This is a genomic window from Streptomyces fodineus (genome assembly GCF_001735805.1).
Lineage (GTDB): Bacteria > Actinomycetota > Actinomycetes > Streptomycetales > Streptomycetaceae > Streptomyces > Streptomyces fodineus.
In genome coordinates this window covers 1,565,723-1,585,142 of record NZ_CP017248.1, presented here as the reverse complement: position 1 = coordinate 1,585,142, position 19,420 = coordinate 1,565,723, and the positions used below count along the sequence as shown (strand labels likewise).

Here is a 19,420-nt window from a genome sequence, read left to right as displayed (position 1 = left end):
GATCACAGCATGCACCACGCCACTGACAACGGCCCCGAGCCCAGGGATCATGCGGGCATGACCCGCGTACTGACCCGCACCGACCTGGAGGCCCTGCTCGAACCCGCGGCCTGCCTCGCCGCCCTGCGCGAGGGATTCCGCGCGGCCGATGCTGCCGCCGTGCCCGGCCAACGGGTCCGCACCGACCTGCCGTTCCCCGGTACCGCCACCGCGCTCATCCCCGGCCTCCTGCCCGGCATCGACGCGTACACGGCGAAGGTCAACGCCAAGTTCCCCGGGGCCCGGCCCGCCCTGCGCGGGGTGATCTGCCTGCACAGCGGCGCCGACGGCGAACTGCTCGCCCTGCTCGACTCGGCGACCGTCACCGCCTGGCGTACCGGACTCGCCGCCGCCCTCGGAACCGCGCTTCTGGCCCCCGCCGGGTACGACGTGCTGGGCGTGATCGGAGCCGGTGCCCAGGCCGAGTTGACACTGCGCGGCCTGGAGAGCGAGTGCCGGCCAGGGCAACTCGTCGTCCACGACACCGACTCCGGGCGGGCCGCGGCGTTCGCCGCCCGGTACGGCGGTCGGGTGCTGGACTCGGCCGGCGCGGTGGCCAAGGCGGCCGACACCGTCCTGCTCGCGACCTGGTCCCGGACCCCGCTGCTCGCCCTCGCGGACACCCGCGCCGGACAGCACTTCACGAGCCTCGGCACCGACGAGCCCGGCAAGCGGGAACTCGCCCCCGACCTGCTGGACGCCGCGCTCCTCATCGTCGACGACGAGGAACTCGCCGCACGCATGGGCGCGTTGGCGGCACCCGGTCTCACCCGCACCACCGCAGACGCCACCCTCACGGACGTCCTGCGCGGCACGCACCCCGGGCGCACCTCGGCCCGACAGCGCACGGTGTACGCTCCCGTCGGCCTCCCCTGGCAGGACCTGGCCCTCACCTGGCTCGCATGGCGGGAGGCGGAGCGCCGGGGCGTAGGAGCGACGATCGACCTGCTGAACTGAACCGAGCCCCCCTTCGCCTTCCTGTGGTTCGCGCGGGCGGGCTCGGCCGGCGAGAGGCGACCCCGGACGACCGTCGCCCTGCGGGAGCAGGGCGAGCCGGTGGCGGCGTTCACGGGTGGGTCACTGCTGATCGGCACGGGCAGCCGGCCAGACCTGGTCGAGCCACGGCTGACCGAGCAGCCGGCCGGTACCCAGCACGCCCCCGCACACCGCCTGGCGGCCGAGCTGCCGGACGAAACGGCCGCGCTGCCCACGCACGGCTCCGGCAGCTTCTGCTCCTCCGCGCAGACGGACGGGGACGCCACCACCATCGGCAAGGAGAAGTCCGCCAACACGGCGCTGTATACCTGCGGCGCACGCAAGGGCGAAGCCCGCTTGTTGCCGGGCGCGTCCTGGCCGTAGAGCCGGGGACCTTGGGAGACGGCACGGCTTCCGGCGGCCGAGCGGGGCGCCGCGCCGTCGGGGCTGACCGTCGCTGATCCCCCCACCGACACCGTCTCGTCGGTCAGCCGGCAGGCCGCGATCCGGTCCGTGGCGGCGCAGTACCCGCCGAAGCGCACGACCCGGCCGACGTGCACCGAGGCCGTGTGCGCCATACACCGGATTCCGTCGTGCGCCGTGCACCGGACTCCGCCGTACTCGTGCCGCACCGGCCGGATCGATCCACGGCGGCGGGCAGGTCGGTATGGCCGCCGCAGCCGGCTCGCGGAGGCGGAGCCGCGACACCGCAGGCTCTTCACAGCCCTTGGCGAGCCGCCCCTCCGGCACCCCGGCGGTGTCGTCACCGCGCGGTTATTCTGACCGGCAGCCGCCGATGAGGAGTCCCGAAGTGACCGAGGGAGTGTCGCGTCCCACGCTGGAGGCCGTGGCCGCGCGGGCCGGTGTGTCCCGGGCCACCGTGTCGCGGGTGGTCAACGGTGGCGACGGCGTGCGCGAGCCCTTGGCCGAGCGGGTACGGCAGGCCGTGGCGGAGCTGGGTTACGTACCCAACCAGGCGGCGCGCAGCCTCGTCACCAAGCGGCACGACGCCGTCGCGGTCGTCATCGCCGAGCCCGAGACACGGGTCTTCACCGACCCCTTCTTCGCCCTGCAGCTGCGCGGCATCAGCAAGGAACTGACCGCCCACGACAACCAGCTGGTGCTGCTGCTCACCGAGGGCCGTGACGACCACGCGCGCGTGGCCCGGTATCTCGCCGGCGGCCATGTCGACGGCGCCCTGGTCTTCTCCCTGCACCTCGACGACCCGCTGCCCGGCCTCATCCACGACGCCGGCGTGCCCACCGTGTTCGGCGGCCGACCCCACTGGGGCGACCAGGTGGCGGGCTCCACACGCCCCACCGGGGAGGACCCGGGCGTGGTGTACGTCGACTGCGACAACCGGGGCGGGGCACGCGCGGCCGTACGGCATCTCGTCGGCCTCGGCCGCACCCGCGTCGCGCACCTCACCGGCGCCCTGGACCAGACGTCGGCGGTGGACCGGCTCGACGGCTACCGGGACGTCATGGCCGAGGTGCCCGGCGGGAACGATCCCCGGCTGGTCGTGGAGAGCGACTTCACCCCGGCCGGCGGCGAACGCGCCATGCGCGGACTCCTCGACCGCTGCCCGGACGTGGACGCCGTCTTCGCCGCCAACGACCTCACCGCGCTCGGCGCCCTGCGCGTGCTGCGTGCGAGCGGCCGACGGGTGCCCGAGGACGTGGCCGTGATCGGCTTCGACGACATGCTGCCCGTCGCGATGGAGGCCGACCCGCCGTTGACCACGGTCCGTCAGGAGATCGAGGAGATGGGGCGTCTGATGGCCCGCCTGCTGCTGCGCGGCCTGGCCGGCGGTCGCGACCGGACCGGAACCACGGTGGCCTCGGCGCCCGCCGGCGGCGTGATTCTCCCGACCACGCTGATACGACGCGCCTCCGCCTAGGGTCTTTCGTCTGGGCCGCCGTGCGGACCAGAGGGACATGCCCGCGATGTGATCCTGTCAGGTACATGCCGTCGGGAACGCGCAAGTGGCCCATGAGAATACTGCGGTTGAGTGACAAGAAGTACGGCTCCGCGAGGATGTCCACGATGTGGCGAGTTGATTTCTCTTAACTTCTTCTGAGATTTCGAATGTGTCGTGCAGCAGGCGGTCGCCTGCGTCCGCCACCCATGGAGGTCATCGAATGAATTTTCGTTCCTGGGTTGCAGCGCCGCTGGCGGGTGCGGCTATCGCCCTCGTGTCTCCCTCGGCCGGCCTCGCCGCACAGGCGTCGGCACGGAACGCGGCCGGCTCCCTGTGGCTCCATGAAGGGGACGGTGACCACGGTCACCACAATCCCTGGCGTCACTGCCACAGCCAGCGCCGTGTCGTGCTCATCGACAAGGGCCTGAGGGCCATTCTGATCAATGGCCGACATGGGCCTGAGGCTCTCGTCCTCCAAGGGTCCTCGTCCTCGTCCTCGTCGCCGGCGGCACCGTGGGACACCTTTTCCGTCTCGACGTATTTGGACGTCACTTATCCCACACAGACCTCCAACCAGTATGAGTTTGCGATTCGTGACTTCTTCAAGGTGCACCCGCTCTTCGAGGTGAAGGCCTTCGACCGCCACAAGCGCAGATTTCCCTTCCCGGCCGCCCACTGCGCCGACGACGAGGACAACGGGGACCGCGAGGACGGTGCTCGTCCGCATGGTGGTGCTGATGGGAGTGGTCCGTCCGGCTCCCCGTCGCCCCAGCATCAAAACGGCAAGGGTGAGACTCTCGCCCCCGGGGGGCCGCGTGATAGTGCGGCTGCCGGCTGGAGCACCGACCTTCTGAGCGCGAAGACCATCGTGATCGCGGTCGGCGGTTTGCTGATGATTCTGGGAACGCTGGCTGCGGCCTGGCTTCGCCGACGTCGTTCTGCCGAGTGACACTCGGCGGGAAGGGGAACCGGCAGCACCTTCGGTCCCTGACGTCATGTGGCGTCAGGGACCGAAGGTGCTGCCACCCCACGCGTACCAATTGACGAAGGGCCAGCCTCCGGGGAGCCGGCCGGGCCGGCCACGCCGGGACGGCGCCGCATCGCTGCAGCTCCGTCCAGCGGCCCACGCGGTTGTCGGGCAGCCGAAGACGTAGTCCTCCATGGATCGATTTGCGGCTTGTAGAAGACTCGCTGTGTAGTCTGCCTGGCTGTCACGGTCCGGTACGGGCCGGCCGGCCCCGGTGCGGAGACCGGGGCGAGAGCCGAGCAGGTCTCCTTCCCCCGGCAGCGCCTGCGGTTCGACCGCCACCGGCGGGTACGTACCGCCGCCGTTACTGATCGCCGGAGGTCTCTCGGCGGGACTGGTCAGGGGAAGCTGCTGCTTCCGGTGGCGGCCGACGTGTCCCAAGGGGCTGGATGTGGCCGTGGGGCTGGGCTTGGCCGAGCGGTGGGGCCCGGCCAAGCTGTGGGGCCTCTCTAAGCGGCTGAGTCTGGCCGAGGAACCGCCGATTCGGCCGGAGGACGACGTGGCCGAGGGACTGGCTGTCTCCGAGGGACTGGCTGTCTCCGAGGGGCTCGGGAGGGGATCGTGGCGGCAGATCCGATCAGGGTCTTTGAATCCGAAGCTCAGGCCCCACTCCTTGTCGCAGCCGCCCCAGTATGTCCGCACCCAGCCGCAGTAGGGGCCGCCGTAGCTGTAACAGGGGGGCGCCTGCGGCCCCGGACTCGTGAAGGGCGCCTTGGGCGGTTCGGCTTTGCCCCGCAGGATGCCGGGGGCGCTGACCATGCGGACCTGCGTGGCACCGGAACTCTGGGGCATCCAGTCCGTGAAGAAGAGGGGCAGGCCGATGGCTGAGGCGGAAGCCGCCGCCGTTGCAGCAGCGAGGGCGCAGCGGATCAGGCGCATGACTGTTCCTCTCGGCTTTGTGGTCTGTGGCAGGTCTGCACGAACTCCGTGCACGGGTGCCGCCGCTGTGAGAACTGGAGCTGAACGTATGGTGTGGAGATCTCCCCAACAACCAGCGAACCGCCAGTCAGGTGGCCTTGCCCCGGTTTTTTCACTCGAAGAGTCTCGCCTCGAACTCCTGTCATGGGACACCGAGTGCGTTCTTCATACGATTCCCGTGTTGCGCTGCTTGTGGGTGTCGCGGTCGAAGGCTGGTGGCCTGCCGCCCCGTCGCAGCCGGTGGCCTCGCCGGTCCGCCGGGGCCGGGATCACCGCCGGGATGCCGCGCTTGCGCAGGTGATCATGGATCGCGCGGGATGGGCAGGCCTTGGCCGCAAGGAGCGCGTCCGGCCTGGTGCGCGCGCCCTAGTCGTGGGGGGATGCGCAGGCGGGCCATGAGGTCGGTGGTGGCCGGCGCATCACCGGCCTGGCCCGTGGTGAGAACGAACGCCAGAGGCCGACAGCGCGCATCGGCAGCGAGGTGGATCTTCGTGGTCAGTCCGTCGGCGAACCGGCCGACGGCATGGTCGGCCGGTTCGCCGGCCGGGGCCCTTTTCGGGTGCCCCGGCCGCGTGCTGGTGAGCCCGCACGATCGTGGAGTCCACCGACACGGATGCGGGCCGTCGACGGCACCTGGGAGCGCGTGTTCACCCGCTGACGGCCCGGGCCGACGCCGATGAGGACCTGGCCTGGGCCGAACGTGAAGGCGACGGCGTCGAGCACCTCACGGTGATCCCGCCTGCGACCACCCCGCTTCGGCGTCCGGTCCGGGAGCAACGGCCCGATCCGCGCCTACCGCGCATCAGTTGACGGCGCGCCCGGACCGACGGCCAACCGATCCGAACGAAACCGCCCAGCCCCCGCATGGCTCCGGTCCGGCCGGCCGGGTTCAGCCCTGGGGCTGCTCGCTCTTGATCACCGCGAAACGGGCGCCGTACGGGTCGGTGAGCTTGGCCATGCGGCCGATGCCTTCCATGGACGTCGCCGGCATGCGCACCTTTCCGCCGAGCTGCTGCGCCTTGTCGACCACCGCGTCGGTGTCCTCGACCTCGAAGTACGGCAGCCAGTACGGACTGCCGTCGGCCTCGGCCGGGGCGTCGGACAGCGGCACGATCCCGCCGAACATCGCGTCGTCCCCGCCGTCGGCCGGATTGACGCAGGTGTACGTCCCGCCAGGGAAGGGCACGGCGGAGGTCTCCAGAGCGAGCACCTGGTGGTAGAAGGCGGCGGCTGCCGCGATGTCCGGGGTGTACAGCTCGACCCAGCACAGCGCGCCCGGCTCGCCGGCCACGTCAACGCCCTTGGTCTGCCCCGGCTGCCAGATCCCGAAGGGCACGCCCGCCTGGTCGGCGAGGATCGCCATGTGGCCCTGTCCCATCACGTCCATCGGCTGGAACAGCACGCTGCCGTGGGCCTGTTCGGCCGCCTTGGCGGTGGCCTGTGCGTCCGCGCTCTGGAAGTACACCGTCCAGGCGGGCGGGCCCTGCTCGGGGCCGGACTGCATGCCGCCCGCGACGGTCCTGCCGCCCAGCTGGAAGAAGCCGTAGCCGCCTGCATCGGGCCCCGCCGACTGGAACTGCCAGTCGAAGAGGCCGCCGTAGAAGGAGATGGCGCCGTCGATGTCGGGGGTGCCGATGTCGATCCAGTTCGGAGCGCCGTTGACGAAACGGGTGGTGAGCATCTTCGCCCTCCTCGAAAGGGGTCCCGTCCTGTGCACTGCCGAGTCTGGCACCCCCCACTGACAATCGCCGCCGGAGCACCGCGGCGCGCCGGAGCGAACCCCGGTCTCACCCTGGGTGAGCGGGCGCGTTCTGCGGGTTTCGCCCCGCCCCGCGCGCCGCCGTGCGCGGGCGGGCCCCAAGGAGCATCATCGGGGCGGCCGGAGGCCTTGACGGAGACGTTGACCCGGCGTTGATCGAACGTTTTTCGCCGCGCGGCACGATCCTCGTCATGCACTTCGAGACGATCACCCCGGCCGATGACACCTGGCAGGCGCAGGCCCTGTGCGCGCAGACCGGGCCGGACTTCTTCTTCCCCGAGCCCGGCAGCTCGGTGCGCGAGGCGAAGCGCATCTGCGCCATGTGCGAGCTGCGCCCCGCCTGCCTGGACTACGCGCTGACGAACGACGAGCGCTTCGGCGTCTGGGGCGGCCTGTCCGAGAAGGAACGCCTGGCCCTGCGCCGCACGTCCCACTGAGACCGGACCCGCCACGGCGGCGGCAGCGGCGGACACAGCGGCCCGGCCACATGCCGCGACACGCCGGCCGGGCGGAGGTCAGCCCCCGGCGCGCGCCGTCATGCGGGCCTTGCGGGCGGCCAGCTTCTCGTCGAACTTCAGGGCCTCCGCGTCCAGGCCGCCCATGAACAGGCCGAGTTCCTCCTGCGCCTGGCGTCCCTCGGGGCCGAGGCCGTCGATCTCCATGACCTTCAGGAAGCGCAGCACGGGCTGCAGCACGTCGTCGTGGTGGATGCGCAGGTTGTAGACCTCGCCGATGGCCATCTGCGCGGCGGCCCGCTCGAAGCCGGGGATGCCGTGTCCGGGCATCCGGAAGTTGACGACCACGTCTCGCACGGCCTGCATGGTCAGATCGGGGGCCAGTTCGAAGGCGGCCTTCAGCAGATTGCGGTAGAAGACCATGTGCAGGTTCTCGTCGGTCGCGATGCGGGCCAGCATGCGGTCACAGACCGGGTCGCCGGACTGGTGGCCGGTGTTGCGGTGCGAGATCCGGGTGGCCAGCTCCTGGAAGGCGACGTAGGCGACCGAGTGCAGCATCGAGTGCCGGTTGTCGGACTCGAAGCCCTCGCTCATGTGGGCCATCCGGAATTGTTCCAGCTTGTCCGGGTCCACCGCGCGCGAGGCGAGGAGATAGTCGCGCATCACGATGCCGTGTCGGCCCTCCTCGGCCGTCCAGCGGTGCACCCAGGTACCCCAGGCGCCGTCACGGCCGAAGAGCGTGGCGATCTCGTGGTGGTAGCTCGGCAGGTTGTCCTCGGTGAGCAGGTTGACCACGAGGGCGATACGGCCGATCTCGGTCACCTTGGACTGGTCCTTGTCCCAGGCCTCCCCGTCCTCGAACAGGCCGGGGAAGTTACGGCCGTCGCTCCACGGCACGTACTCGTGCGGCATCCAGTCCTTGGCGATCTTCAGATGCCGGTTCAGCTCGTTCTCGACCACTTCCTCCAGCGCGAACAGCAGCCGCGCGTCGGTCCATGCGGACGGGCTGCCGAGGTGAGGGGAGGTGATCGTCACGAGAACTCCAGGGGACGCCGAACACGGGGGAGAATGGGAACGGGCCGGCGAGCGGTGCCGGGAAACCTACGAGATCGTAGGCTACGAATCCGTAGGTTACGAAGCCGTAGGTTAAGTTCACTGTAAAGATCGCTGATCAGCGCCCCGCACCGGCTTTTTGAGGGCGTGCCAAACGGCCCAGGACCCGCAGGTCCAGGGGTCGTCGCGGCGATGGGATCACCGTTCAGGCGTACAACTCCCTCAGTCGCACCGAGAGGCACGTCACACAACCCTCGAGCTTCTCGAACTCGCTGATGTCCACCGTGACCACCTCGTGGCCGAGATCGGTCAGCAGCTCCGCGGTCTTCGGTGCGCTCGCCGCCATCAGCAGCTTGTGCCCGCCGAGCAGCACCACATGCGCGCCGGACTCCTCGGGCACCGACAGGAAGCCCGGGAACAGCGACGGGCGGTCGACCTTCGGGATGTGCCCGATCACCGTGCCGTCGGGCAGCGCGGTCACCGCCGACTTCAGGTGCAGCACCTTGCTCACGGGGACGGGCACCACGCGCGCGCCCAGCGGCTCGAAGGCGGCCCGCACCTGCTGCACACCGGCCGCGTTGGTGCGTCCGCCGCGGCCGACGTACACCGTGTCGCCGACCTTCAGGACGTCACCGCCGTCCAGCGTGCCCGGCTCCCAGATCCAGTTCACCGAGCAGCCGAGGCGGGCCACCGCCTCCTCCACGCCGACGGTCTCCTCGCGCCGGGACTCCGCGCCCGGCCGGGTGATCAACGCCACGTTCTTGTACATGACGACGGTGTCTTCGACGAACACCGAGTCCGGGCAGTCGTCCTCCGGGTCGACCTCGATGGTCTCCCAGCCGTGCGTGCGCAGGGCCTCGACGTAGGCCTCCCACTGCTCGACGGCGAGCCCCACATCGACCTTCTCCCGCTCGATGTGCGTCACCAGGCCTTCGGCGAGGCGGGGGCTGGGGCGGCGGACGAGGGCCTTCTTGCTGGGCACGAGGGGCCTTTCGAATCGGTGGTGCGGTGGCCGGCGCCGGTGAACGCGGCGCCGGTCCGCCATCATGCAACCCGCTCCGGCCAGGACAAAACCCTCGTTGTCAGGCTGTGCCCCTCCTGAGACGTCCGCTCGCCGCCCTGCGCGGGTGCTCCGCCGTGACCATCACCCCGCCGCCGGGCATGCAGCCCGCGTCAGCAGAGATGACCGACTTCTTCCGGTGTGACTTCCCTCAGTTCTCCCTCCTCCATCAGCAGCCAGCGGGTGATGCCGATCGACTCGAGGAACGGCAGGTCGTGGCTGGCCACGAGCAGTGCGCCCTCGTACGACTCCAGGGCCGAGGTCAGCTGCCGTACGCTCGCCATGTCGAGGTTGTTCGTCGGCTCGTCGAGCAGCAGCAGCTGGGGCGCCGGTTCGGCGAGCATCAACGCGGCCAGGGCCGCCCGGAACCGTTCGCCGCCGGACAGGGTGGCCGCCTTCTGGTCGGCGCGTGCGCCCCGGAACAGGAAGCGGGCCAGGCGCGCCCGGATCCGGTTGTTGGTGGCGCCCGGCGCGAACCGGGCCACGTTCTCCGCGACCGTCAGCGCGTCGTCCAGCACATCCAGCCGCTGGGGCAGGAAGCGCAGCGGCACGTGCGCGCGTGCCTCGCCGGACACCGGCGCCAGCTCCCCGGCGACGGTCCGCAGCAGTGTCGTCTTGCCGGCGCCGTTGCGGCCGACCAGCGCGATCCGTTCCGGGCCGCGCAGATCGAGAATGCCCGCCACGCGCGCGTGGTAGGCCATGTGCAGGTTCTCCAGGGTGAGTACCTGCCGGCCGGGCGGTACGGCCGTGTACGGCAGGTCGACGCGGATCTCGTCGTCGTCCCGTACCGCCTCCGCCGCCTCGTCCAGGCGTTCCCGGGCCTCGGCGAGCCGCTCCTCGTGCATGATGCGGTGCTTGCCCGCCGACTCCTGGGCGGAGCGTTTGCGGGCACCCATGACGATCTTCGGCTCGCGCTTGGAGTCCCACATCTTCTGCCCGTACTGCTTGCGGCGGGCCAGCTTGACCTGGGCGTCGGCCAGTTCGCGCTTCTGTTTGCGCACATCGGCCTCGGCGACGCGCACCATCCGCTCGGCCGCCTCCTGCTCGACGGCCAGCGCCTCCTCGTACGCCGAGAAGTTGCCGCCGTACCAGGTGACCTTTCCGGCGCGCAGGTCCGCGATCTGGTCGACCAGGTCGAGCAGTTCCCGGTCGTGACTGACCACGACCAGCACGCCGGGCCATGCGGCGACGGCCTGGTACAGCCGGCGCCGCGCGTACAGGTCCAGGTTGTTGGTGGGCTCGTCCAGCAGCAGCACGTCCGGGCGGCGCAGCAGCAGCGCGGCCAGCCGCAGCAGCACCGACTCACCGCCGGAGACCTCGCCGACCGTGCGGTCCAGGCCGATGTGGCCGAGACCGAGTTCGCCGAGCGTGACGAGGGCGCGCTCCTCCACGTCCCAATCGTCGCCCAGTGTCTCGAAGTGCTCCTCGGCTACGTCGCCCGCCTCGATGGCCTGCAGGGCGGCCCGCCGTGCGGCGATGCCGAGGACCTGCTCGACGCGGAGCGCGGTGTCGAGGGTGACGTTCTGCGGGAGGTAGCCGACCTCGCCGGCGACCTTGACGGCGCCGTCGGCCGGGATGAGTTCGCCGGCCAGCAGCTTCAACAGGGTTGATTTCCCTGATCCGTTGACGCCGACGAGCCCGGTCCGGCCGGGGCCGAAGGCGATGTCGAGGCCGTCGAAGACGGCGGTGCCGTCGGGCCAGGCGAAGGACAGGGACGTACCGGTGAGGGAAAGTGACATGGGAGCCTCGCGAAGGGTTTCGTGCGGTCGGGTGGGCGCATGTCGAGACACCGCGAGGCGGGAACCGAAAGGTCGTGGGGCACGAAGAACCCATGAAAAGGGCCTGCGCCGGAGGACGGCTCGGACGCCGAGGTCGTACGCCGCGCACACACCTCAACCGGTGCGACGCGATGCCTCAGGACCTCAGACGAGCAACGTCCTTCTCCAATCGACGGCAACAGGACCGATGTACACCGTAGAAGGGCGCCTGGTGGCTGTCAACGCAATTAAGAGCCGGCCCCGGCCCACGCCGAGTGCCTGGTGGCTTGGCGCACGCGCCCGGCCGGGCCGCTCGTGCTGCCCAACGCCTGGGACGCGGTCGGCGTCGCCGTTGTGGCGAGGCCGGAGCCACGGCCGTCGCGACCACCAGCGCCGGGCCGGCCTGGGCCTGCGGTGCCGCCGACGGCGACCGGCTCGACCGCGACCTGGATTTCGTGGCCCGCATCACCGCCGCCGTACGCGTCTCGGTCGGTGCGGACATCGAGGGCGGCTACGGCCCGGACCCGGCCGGGGTCGCCGACATCGTCCGGGCCGTGCTCGCCGCGAGCGCGGTCGGCGTCGACATCGGGGACGCCGGGCACGAGGAGGGGGGGCGAGCCGCTGCGGCCCGTCGGGGAGCAGGCGAGCGAAGCGAAGTGGGGGTCCTCGGACGAGGTCTGGGGGAGCATCACCGCCGCCCGCGCGGGCGCCGACGGGAGCTTCGTCCTCGGGGCTGTCGACCCGGGGACGGTGAAGGAACTGGTGGTGGGCATCGACGGCCCGGTCGGCGTGATGAGTTTCCCCGGCGCGCCGTCCGTCGCCGCGCCGGCCGCCCTCGGCGTGGCCCGCACCAGCGCGGGCTCGGGTCTCGCCAGGCTGCCACGCCCCGGTCCGCCGTGGGAGCTGCTGGAGGCGGGCACGTACGGGACGCCGGCCGACCGGTACGGCTATGGCGGGCCGAACGCGTCGCCCACGCGCGCGTGAGTCCGCGTGAGTCGACGATTCGGCTTCACGCGCGCGTAGCGCTCAGCAGGCGTCCCGCATCAGTTCGGCCAGGTCGTGGTCCAGGTCGAGCTGGAGGTGTTCGAGGCCGACGGGGACGAGCTGGCTGGTCGCCTCCAGGAAGCGGCGGATCTCGCCCGAGCGCACATGCACGATCGCGGTGCCCTCGGGGGCGTGGAACTCCAGTACGGTGCGGTCGTAGCCGTACGGCCGCACCCGGACGTCCCCGTGCCCCTCGGGCTGGTGCAGTCCGGCCGTCAGCAGCTCGCGGGAGAAGGTCCAGCACACATCGACCCCCTCGAGGGTGGCCGGGGCGGGGAAGGTCATGACGACGGCGAACGGGTCGCATCGGTCGTAGCGCAGCGTGGCGGGAATGCTCGGCATACGCGGTGCGGCGGCGACGAGACGGGCCTCTACGGGCTGCTCGATGACGGTGGACAACGCCTTGCTCCCTCGTGACGGCTGGACTACGCCTGGATGTCAGCACCCGGCAATGGAAGAGACGACGGATCCGGCCGATCCGTGCACAGGAATCACGAGTGACCTCGGTCACCGCATTCATGCACGGCGGGGCACCGGCCGTTTCCGCCCGCAGCGGCGGGCAGTTGGCCTCTGGACGGCGCCGGGCCGGTGGGCTAGCTTCGCCCGCCATGAGGCGCTCGGTGAACACGCGACGCAGAGGACGCACCGGCAGGCTGGTGGCGGTGGGGGTGGCGTGCGGGGCGGCGCTGGCCGCGCTGACCGTCCCGGCGGCCCAGGCCGGACCCCTCGGGCGCGGGAGCCCCCACTGGGCGCCCAAGGACCCGGGCACCCCGCAGGTCCGCTTCCGGGGCCTGGCGGCGGTCGACCGGCACACCGCCTGGCTGGCCGGCACCGGCGGCACGGTGCTGCGCACCACGGACGGCGGGACCAGCTGGCGAAACGTCTCTCCGCCGGGCGCGGCCGATCTGCAGTTCCGGGATGTCGAGGCGTTCGACGCGCGGCGCGCGGTGGTGCTGGCCATCGGTGAGGGCGAGGCGTCCCGCGTGTACCGCACCGCCGACGGCGGAGCGACCTGGACCGAGTCCTTCCGCAACACCGACCCGAAGGCGTTCTACGACTGCCTGGCCTTCTTCGACCGCCGGCACGGCCTCGCGATGAGCGACCCCGTGGACGGACGGTTCCGCATCCTGTCCACGAGCGACGGCGGCCGCTCCTGGCGGGTGCTGCCCTCGGCCGGCATGCCGCCCGCCCTGGACGGCGAGGCCGGCTTCGCCGCCAGCGGCCAGTGTCTGGTCACCTCGGGCCCGGAGGACGTCTGGCTGGCCACCGGCGGCGGCGCCCACGCGCGCGTGCTGCACTCCGCCGACCGCGGACTGACCTGGACGGCCGCCGACACGCCGGTCCCGGCCGGCGATCCGGCCAAGGGCGTCTTCGCGCTCGCCTTCCGCGACCGGGCGCACGGTCTGGCCGTCGGCGGCGACTACCGCCCCGACCAGAGTTCGCCCCAGGCCGCCGCCGTCACCGCCGACGGTGGCCGCACCTGGACGCCGTCCGCCACGCCCCCGCCGGCCTATCGCTCCGGAGCCGCCTGGCTGCCGCACAGCCGTACCGCCGCCCTCGCCGTCGGCCCCAGCGGCACCGACCTCACCACGGACGCCGGCCGCACCTGGCGCACGATCGACACCGGCTCGTACGACACCGTGGCCTGCACGCCCGACCTGAGCTGCTGGGCGGCCGGTGAGCAGGGGCGGGTCGCGCGGCTGGAACGCTGAGGTAAGCGCCCGTGAGCCGGGGTACTTGTTCCGTGCGGCAAAAGGCTGGCGCAAGGAGCCTTGCGCCAAGGTCCGTCGCAGAGGAAGGGAGTGATCATGCCGGCCGGTTCCAGCGCCAAGCGCGAGCGCCAGTACGAGCACATCAAGAAGAGCGCGCAGGACCGGGGCGAGAGCGCCGGGCGCGCCAAGGAGATCGCCGCGCGGACCGTGAACAAGGAACGTGCCCGTTCCGGCGAGTCCAGGACCGCGAGCCGCAGTTCGACGCAGGACATGTCGTCCAGCAAGCGCGGCGGCCAGCGGTCGGGCAACCGGGTCGGCTCCCAGGGCCCGACCCGCGACCAGCTGTACAACGAGGCGAAGCAGCGTGGCATCGAAGGCCGTTCGCAGATGAACAAGGACCAGCTGCAGCGCGCGCTGAACGCCAAGAAGGGATGAGCAGGAACGATCAGTCGGGTGTCTGCCGGTGGCGGGCCAGTTCCGGAACCGTCTTCGTGGCGATGAACTCCACGACGCGGTGCGTGCACACGCCGCCGACGGCGAACGGGTCGCCCGCGATGATCTCCTGGATCCGGGCACGGTCGTCGGCGACGGCGATGATCACCCCGCCGTCGCGCGGTTTCTTCACATGATCGCGAGCCTACCCCCGCCTCCGGCACCCGGCCTGCGGGCCGTAGAGTCGACGTCACCATGACGACCGTTGGCGTACCCGCGGGCTGGCCCGCGACCGAGGAAGAGGCCCGCGCCGTACAGGACGAACTGCGCGGACGGGTGGTGCGCGACGAGCCCGGACCGGAGCCCGGGACGGGCCGGGTCACCGGGGTCGACGTCGCCTATGACGACGCCCTCGACCTCGTCGCCGCGGCGGCCGTCGTGCTGGACGCCGCCACCCTGGACGTGGTCGCCGAGGCGACGGCCGTCGGCCGGGTCTCCTTCCCGTATGTGCCCGGCCTCCTGGCCTTCCGTGAGATCCCCACGGTCCTGGCCGCCCTGGACCGGCTGCCGTGCCCGCCCGGCCTGGTCGTCTGCGACGGCTACGGCCTGGCCCATCCGCGCCGCTTCGGACTCGCGAGCCACCTCGGCGTGCTCACCGGCCTCCCGGTCATCGGCGTCGCCAAGAACCCGTTCACCTTCACCTACGACGACCCCGGTGCGCAGCGGGGTTGCTCCGCCCCGCTGCTCGCGGGAGCCGAGGAGGTCGGCCGCGCGCTGCGCACCCGGGACGGCGTCAAACCGGTCTTCGTCTCCGTCGGTCACCGGGTGAGCCTGGACAACGCCCTGGCCCACACCCTGTCCCTGACCCCGCGCTACCGGCTGCCGGAGACCACCCGCCGGGCGGACGCCCTGTGCCGCCGGGCGCTTCGGGACGCGGCACGAAACGCCCGGGGCGGCGCTCAGGAGCCGTCGATGCGCCAGGCGCCGACCTCCTGAAACGCCGAGTCGTAGACGGCGGAACCGTCCCCGGGTTCGAGGGCGTAGTGGCCGAGGTTCCCGCCCCAGTAGCGCAGGATGCGCCCCAGTTCACCGGCGCGGTCCTGCGCCGACGCGTCCTCGGCCACGGTCACTTCGAGTACGAATTTCATCCTTGCCCGCTCCTTCGGCTCTTCGGCCTGGGCCTCCATCGTTTCATTGAAAGACCGTGTGACACTTTCGAGACGATGGGTGCAGGGGCCGCAGTCCGCCGGGTGCACAAGTCTCAAACCGGGGATCAGGCACCCAAGCCGGTGGCCGCCACCCGGAAGGTGATCCCCGCGGCGCGCAGCCGCTCGGTGAGGGCGTCGCCCATCGCCTGTGCCGGGGTGACCTGCCCGGCCGTCGGCGGGAGCTCGTCGAAGGCCAGGCACAGGGCCGCCTCGGCGAGCATCTTCGCCGTCTCGTCGTAGCCGGGGTCGCCGCCCGAGACCTCCGTGAACACGCGCCGCCCGCCGCCCTCGCCGACGAAGCGCACCGTGAACCGGCTCCTCGCCCGCTTCTGCGCGCTCGGCCCGTCCCCCGGCCGCAGCCGTCCCGAAAACCAGCGCCGGGCGGACGGCAGTTGGGCGGCCGCCAGGACCGTGCCGACGGCGGCGACCCCGCCCAGGGCGACGGGCAGACGTCGTACCGCCGCGTAGTGCCGGTACCGGAAGTCGGGGCCGTACCGCTCCAGTGCCCTCGCCGAGCGGCGCACGATCTGCGGGTCGAGGGTCGGCAACGGCAGCGCCCATGCGCCGACCTCCTTGGCGAACCGGGGTGCGCCCGTGGGGGCCGCGACCCGGCGCCCCATCAGCCGCGGCTCGTGCCGACCGCGTTCGCGCGCGGCGGCCAGCAGCTGCCGGCCGCGGGCGAACTGGTTCAGCGCCGAGGCCAGGGTGCCGCCGGAGAAGGCCGCGTCGGCGGTCACGTACCCGTCCACGGTCAGCGGCACGCCCTCTGGCAGCTGCCGGACCGTGAAGTACACGCCCAGGTCGTGGGGTACGGAGTCGAAGCCGCACGCGTGCACCAGACGGGCGCCCGTCTCTCGTGCGCGCGTGTCGTGCCGGACGTACATCAGGTCCACGAACTCGGGCTCGCCGGACAGGTCCAGGTAGTCGGTGCCGGCGTCCGCGCAGGCGGCGACCAGTTCCTCGCCGTACAGCACGTACGGCCCGACGGTCGTGGCCACCACGCGCGCGTGCTCGGCGAGGGCGCGCAGGCTCGCGGGTTCGGCCGCGTCGGCCCGCAGGACGCCGACGTCCGCGCCGCGGGGCAGGCGCTCGCGCAGCCGCTCCAGCTTCCGATCGTCCCGGCCGGCCACCGCCCAGCGCAGCTCCTTCGGCGCGTGCGCGGCGAGATACTCCGCCGTGAGCGCGCCGACGAAGCCGGTGGCTCCGAAGAGTACGAGGTCATAGGGGCGATCCGCCCTGTTCAGCCTGCTCATGACACCCCTTGGTCCCGCAGCACGCGCCGCTGTCGGTGGCTGAGGCTAGCGTGAGGGGAGCGAGCGAGGACGAGCAGCCCGGAGGCAGTGGTGGCCGCAGCCAGGAATGCCCTGAAGAAGCGGGAGAAAGTACGCGAGTTCGCGCTGCGTCTGCCCGGTGCCACCGCCCGCTGGGCCCCGTCGAGCTCCGGGACGAGACCGCCCGGCCCGCCCGGGGCGTCCGCCGCTCACTCTCCCGGGTGATCGGTGCGTGGCCGGGCACTTGGCTAAGCGCTTGCTCGTTGGGGCTTGTGTCCGGTGGAACACGTTCTTAGCATCACCGGTGTTACATCAGTTGTGTCACACACGTGCTTGGGGGCTGGACGCATGACGACGGCAAGGACGCCGGCGACGCCGGGCGGCGGTCCGCTCTCCGGTGTGCGCGTGCTCGAGCTGGCCGGCATCGGGCCGGGCCCGTTCGCCGCCATGCTCCTGGCCGACCTGGGCGCCGACGTGGTGCGGGTGGACCGGCCCGGCGGCCCCGGCCTGGGCATCGACCCCGCCCGGGACGTGACCAACCGCAACAAGCGCTCGGTCGTGGTCGATCTGAAGGCACCGGACGGCCCCGCGCGCGTGCTGGACCTCGCCGAGCGCGCCGACATCCTCATCGAGGGCTACCGGCCGGGCGTCGCCGAGCGGCTCGGCGTCGGCCCCGGGGACTGCCACGCCCGCAACCCCCGCCTGGTCTACGGCCGTATGACCGGCTGGGGTCAGGACGGCCCCCTCGCGGACCGCGCGGGGCACGACGTGGCCTACATCGCGCTCACCGGCGCCCTCGGTATGACCGGCCGCCCGGACGAGCCCCCGGTCTTCCCCGCGAACCTGCTGGGCGACTACGCGGGCGGCTCCCTCTATCTGGTCGTCGGTGTCCTCGCCGCCCTGCACCACGCGCGCGTGACCGGCACCGGGCAGGTCGTCGACGCCGCCATCGTCGACGGCACGGCCCACCTGTCCGCGATGATCCACGGCATGCTCGCGGCCGGCGGCTGGCAGGACCGGCGCGCCGCCAACCTCCTCGACGGCGGCTGCCCCTACTACGGCACCTATGAGACCGCCGACGGCAAGTACATGGCGGTCGGCGCCCTGGAGGGACGGTTCTACGCGGAGTTCCTGCGCCTGCTCGGCCTGGACGACCTGGCACCGGCCCACAAGGACATCACCCGCTGGGACGAGCTGCGCGAGCGTGTCGCGGCCCGCTTCAGGTCCCGCACCCGGGACGAGTGGACGGCACTCTTCGAGGGCACCGACGCCTGCGTCGCCCCCGTGCTGTCCCTGCGCGAGGCCCCGCACCACCCGCACCTGGCCGCCCGCGGCACCTTCACCGACCACGCCGGCATCACCCAGCCGGCCCCCGCCCCCCGCTTCTCCGCCACCCCCACGCGCGTCCGTACCGGCCCCGCCCTGCCGGGCGCCGACACGGAGGCGGTGACGCGGGACTGGGGGATACCCGCACCCGTGAACGCCGACCAGGTCACCGACGCCGACTGACCCGGCCCACCCCGCTCGGCCCACCCTCCCGAAAGGCACACCAGTGAGCACCGAAGCGTACGTGTACGACGCGATCCGCACCCCGCGCGGCCGCGGCAAGGCGAACGGCGCCCTGCACGGCACGAAGCCCATCGACTTGGTGGTCGGACTCATCCACGAGATCCGCGACCGCTTCCCCGGCCTCGACCCGGCCGCCGTCGACGACATCGTGCTCGGTGTCGTCGGACCGGTCGGCGACCAGGGCTCCGACATCGCCCGGATCGCCGCGATCGCCGCCGGACTGCCGGACACGGTCGCGGGCGTGCAGGAGAACCGCTTCTGTGCCTCGGGCCTGGAGGCCGTCAACCTGGCTGCGGCCAAGGTCCGTTCCGGCTGGGAGGACCTGGTCCTCGCGGGCGGCGTGGAGTCCATGTCCCGGGTCCCCATGGCCTCCGACGGCGGCGCCTGGTTCAACGACCCGATGACCAACCTCGCCGTCAACTTCGTGCCGCAGGGCATCGGCGCCGACCTGATCGCCACCATCGAGGGCTTCACCCGCAGGGACGTCGACGAGTACGCGGCCCTGTCCCAGGAGCGCGCCGCCACGGCCTGGAAGGAGGGCCGTTTCGACCGCTCGGTGGTCGCCGTCAAGGACCGCAGCGGCCTGGTCGTCCTCGACCACGACGAGCACCTGCGCCCCGGCACCACCGCCGACTCCCTCGCGAAGCTCAAGCCGTCGTTCGCGGACATCGGCGAGCTGGGCGGCTTCGACGCCGTCGCGCTGGAGAAGTACCACTGGGTGGAGAAGATCGACCACGTCCACCACGCGGGCAACTCCTCCGGCATCGTGGACGGCGCCTCGCTCGTCGCGATCGGCTCCGGGGAGGTCGGCGAGCGCTACGGCCTCACCCCGCGCGCACGGATCGTCTCCGCGGCCGTGTCCGGCTCCGAGCCGACCATCATGCTCACCGGGCCCGCCCCCGCCAGCCGCAAGGCACTGGCGAAGGCCGGCCTCACCATCGACGACATCGACCTGGTCGAGATCAACGAGGCGTTCGCCGCGGTCGTGCTGCGCTTCGTGAAGGACATGGGCCTCACCCTGGACAAGGTCAACGTCAACGGCGGCGCCATCGCCCTCGGTCACCCGCTCGGCGCGACCGGCGCGATGATCCTCGGCACCCTCGTGGACGAACTGGAGCGCCAGGACAAGCGCTACGGCCTGGCCACCCTGTGCGTCGGCGGCGGCATGGGCATCGCCACCATCGTCGAGCGCATCTGAACTCCCCGCGGAATCACCAGAC

At 71.9% G+C, this 19,420-nt stretch carries 17 protein-coding genes and 4 pseudogenes; 12 read left to right on the top strand and 9 right to left on the bottom strand.

The features are described from left to right. The first annotated feature begins 57 nt into the window (after window positions 1-57). From BFF78_RS06680 to BFF78_RS06665, 4 genes and pseudogenes are all read left to right on the top strand, one after another. Complete coding sequence (locus BFF78_RS06680) at window positions 58-996, top strand: ornithine cyclodeaminase family protein (protein WP_069777427.1); 939 nt, start codon at window positions 58-60, stop codon at window positions 994-996. 78 nt (window positions 997-1,074) lie between these two features. After that, window positions 1,075-1,338 (top strand): annotated as a pseudogene (locus tag BFF78_RS06675) (MBL fold metallo-hydrolase); the annotation flags it as partial. A 487-nt stretch (window positions 1,339-1,825) separates the two neighbouring features. Further along, on the top strand, window positions 1,826-2,914 hold the full coding sequence (locus tag BFF78_RS06670; RefSeq protein WP_069777425.1) for a LacI family DNA-binding transcriptional regulator: 1,089 nt from the start codon (window positions 1,826-1,828) through the stop codon (window positions 2,912-2,914). A gap of 241 nt (window positions 2,915-3,155) precedes the next feature. Then, window positions 3,156-3,884: a hypothetical protein gene (locus tag BFF78_RS06665; RefSeq protein ID WP_069777424.1), complete on the top strand. Its 729-nt coding sequence runs from the start codon at window positions 3,156-3,158 to the stop codon at window positions 3,882-3,884. 1,173 nt (window positions 3,885-5,057) lie between these two features. On the opposite strand, the pseudogene BFF78_RS50050 reads toward BFF78_RS06665, so the two are convergent. Further along, window positions 5,058-5,494, bottom strand: a pseudogene (locus tag BFF78_RS50050) (transposase); the annotation flags it as partial. 275 nt (window positions 5,495-5,769) lie between these two features. Next, window positions 5,770-6,561, bottom strand: a complete 792-nt coding sequence (locus BFF78_RS06650) for a VOC family protein (RefSeq protein ID WP_069777421.1) — start codon at window positions 6,559-6,561, stop codon at window positions 5,770-5,772. Window positions 6,562-6,830: 269 nt separating this feature from the next. Between BFF78_RS06650 and BFF78_RS06645 the strand changes: the two genes are divergently transcribed. Continuing rightward, entirely contained in the window at window positions 6,831-7,076 is a 246-nt protein-coding gene (locus BFF78_RS06645; protein WP_069783421.1) for a WhiB family transcriptional regulator, read from the top strand. Window positions 7,077-7,154: 78 nt separating this feature from the next. Here BFF78_RS06645 and BFF78_RS06640 read toward each other — a convergent pair whose 3' ends face one another. The 3 genes from BFF78_RS06640 to BFF78_RS06630 all read right to left on the bottom strand — a co-directional run bounded on the left by BFF78_RS06640 (window position 7,155) and on the right by BFF78_RS06630 (window position 10,946). Next, the gene (locus BFF78_RS06640; protein ID WP_069777420.1) at window positions 7,155-8,129 is read right to left on the bottom strand and encodes an acyl-ACP desaturase; all 975 of its coding nucleotides are present in this window, start codon (window positions 8,127-8,129) and stop codon (window positions 7,155-7,157) included. A 223-nt stretch (window positions 8,130-8,352) separates the two neighbouring features. Then, entirely contained in the window at window positions 8,353-9,129 is a 777-nt protein-coding gene (gene ddaH / locus BFF78_RS06635) for a dimethylargininase (protein WP_069777419.1), read from the bottom strand. 191 nt (window positions 9,130-9,320) lie between these two features. Beyond that, a complete protein-coding gene (locus BFF78_RS06630; protein WP_069777418.1) occupies window positions 9,321-10,946 on the bottom strand; it encodes an ABC-F family ATP-binding cassette domain-containing protein in 1,626 nt (541 codons plus the stop codon). 293 nt (window positions 10,947-11,239) lie between these two features. Between BFF78_RS06630 and BFF78_RS47945 the strand changes: the two are divergent. Further along, window positions 11,240-11,512 (top strand): annotated as a pseudogene (locus tag BFF78_RS47945) (isocitrate lyase/phosphoenolpyruvate mutase family protein); the annotation flags it as partial. After that, the gene (locus tag BFF78_RS49665) at window positions 11,457-11,948 is read left to right on the top strand and encodes an isocitrate lyase/phosphoenolpyruvate mutase family protein (RefSeq protein ID WP_227025731.1); all 492 of its coding nucleotides are present in this window, start codon (window positions 11,457-11,459) and stop codon (window positions 11,946-11,948) included. The pseudogene BFF78_RS47945 and the gene BFF78_RS49665, both read left to right, overlap by 56 nt. 42 nt (window positions 11,949-11,990) lie before the next feature. Here BFF78_RS49665 and ssgD read toward each other — a convergent pair whose 3' ends face one another. After that, a complete protein-coding gene (gene ssgD, locus BFF78_RS06615) occupies window positions 11,991-12,407 on the bottom strand; it encodes a spore wall synthesis regulator SsgD (protein WP_069777415.1) in 417 nt (138 codons plus the stop codon). Between the two features lie 209 nt (window positions 12,408-12,616). Here ssgD and BFF78_RS06610 point away from each other — a divergent pair, with 209 nt between their 5' ends. Continuing rightward, window positions 12,617-13,720, top strand: a complete 1,104-nt coding sequence (locus tag BFF78_RS06610; RefSeq protein WP_418346624.1) for a WD40/YVTN/BNR-like repeat-containing protein — start codon at window positions 12,617-12,619, stop codon at window positions 13,718-13,720. Between the two features lie 96 nt (window positions 13,721-13,816). Then, window positions 13,817-14,155, top strand: a complete 339-nt coding sequence (locus BFF78_RS06605) for a plasmid stabilization protein (protein ID WP_069783419.1) — start codon at window positions 13,817-13,819, stop codon at window positions 14,153-14,155. Between the two features lie 10 nt (window positions 14,156-14,165). Here the strand turns inward: BFF78_RS06605 and BFF78_RS06600 are convergent. After that, window positions 14,166-14,342: pseudogene (locus tag BFF78_RS06600) on the bottom strand (YciI family protein); the annotation flags it as partial. Window positions 14,343-14,407: 65 nt separating this feature from the next. Here BFF78_RS06600 and BFF78_RS06595 point away from each other — a divergent pair. Beyond that, window positions 14,408-15,148 (top strand): endonuclease V, encoded by a 741-nt coding sequence (locus BFF78_RS06595; RefSeq protein ID WP_069777413.1) that lies wholly within the window; start codon window positions 14,408-14,410, stop codon window positions 15,146-15,148. On the opposite strand, the gene BFF78_RS06590 is transcribed toward BFF78_RS06595, so the two are convergent. Continuing rightward, window positions 15,112-15,300 carry a hypothetical protein gene (locus tag BFF78_RS06590; RefSeq protein WP_069783418.1) on the bottom strand — a complete coding sequence of 63 codons (189 nt, stop codon included), beginning with the start codon at window positions 15,298-15,300 and terminating at the stop codon, window positions 15,112-15,114. The two genes, BFF78_RS06595 and BFF78_RS06590, sit on opposite strands and share 37 nt — an antisense overlap. A 125-nt stretch (window positions 15,301-15,425) precedes the next feature. Continuing rightward, on the bottom strand, window positions 15,426-16,613 hold the full coding sequence (locus BFF78_RS06585; protein WP_069777412.1) for a saccharopine dehydrogenase family protein: 1,188 nt from the start codon (window positions 16,611-16,613) through the stop codon (window positions 15,426-15,428). A gap of 366 nt (window positions 16,614-16,979) precedes the next feature. On the opposite strand from BFF78_RS06585, the gene BFF78_RS06580 reads away from it, so the two are divergent. Both BFF78_RS06580 and BFF78_RS06575 read left to right on the top strand, forming a co-directional pair. Next, window positions 16,980-18,140 (top strand): CaiB/BaiF CoA transferase family protein, encoded by a 1,161-nt coding sequence (locus tag BFF78_RS06580; protein ID WP_069777411.1) that lies wholly within the window; start codon window positions 16,980-16,982, stop codon window positions 18,138-18,140. Between the two features lie 43 nt (window positions 18,141-18,183). After that, window positions 18,184-19,398, top strand: coding sequence for an acetyl-CoA C-acetyltransferase (locus BFF78_RS06575; RefSeq protein ID WP_069777410.1), 1,215 nt, complete (start codon window positions 18,184-18,186; stop codon window positions 19,396-19,398). Window positions 19,399-19,420 lie beyond the last annotated feature (22 nt).

Bases quoted from the DNA above. Each gene is read 5' to 3' on its own strand.
- BFF78_RS06650 (WP_069777421.1), bottom strand. From the start codon at position 6,561: ATGCTCACCACCCGTTTCGTCAACGGCGCTCCGAACTGGATCGACATC.
- BFF78_RS06590 (WP_069783418.1), bottom strand. From the start codon at position 15,300: ATGAAATTCGTACTCGAAGTGACCGTGGCCGAGGACGCGTCGGCGCAG.
- BFF78_RS06630 (WP_069777418.1), bottom strand. From the start codon at position 10,946: ATGTCACTTTCCCTCACCGGTACGTCCCTGTCCTTCGCCTGGCCCGAC.
- BFF78_RS06585 (WP_069777412.1), bottom strand. From the start codon at position 16,613: ATGAGCAGGCTGAACAGGGCGGATCGCCCCTATGACCTCGTACTCTTC.
- BFF78_RS06595 (WP_069777413.1), top strand. From the start codon at position 14,408: ATGACGACCGTTGGCGTACCCGCGGGCTGGCCCGCGACCGAGGAAGAG.
- BFF78_RS06645 (WP_069783421.1), top strand. From the start codon at position 6,831: ATGCACTTCGAGACGATCACCCCGGCCGATGACACCTGGCAGGCGCAG.
- BFF78_RS06605 (WP_069783419.1), top strand. From the start codon at position 13,817: ATGCCGGCCGGTTCCAGCGCCAAGCGCGAGCGCCAGTACGAGCACATC.
- BFF78_RS06580 (WP_069777411.1), top strand. From the start codon at position 16,980: ATGACGACGGCAAGGACGCCGGCGACGCCGGGCGGCGGTCCGCTCTCC.
- BFF78_RS06610 (WP_418346624.1), top strand. From the start codon at position 12,617: ATGAGGCGCTCGGTGAACACGCGACGCAGAGGACGCACCGGCAGGCTG.
- BFF78_RS06680 (WP_069777427.1), top strand. From the start codon at position 58: ATGACCCGCGTACTGACCCGCACCGACCTGGAGGCCCTGCTCGAACCC.
- BFF78_RS06665 (WP_069777424.1), top strand. From the start codon at position 3,156: ATGAATTTTCGTTCCTGGGTTGCAGCGCCGCTGGCGGGTGCGGCTATC.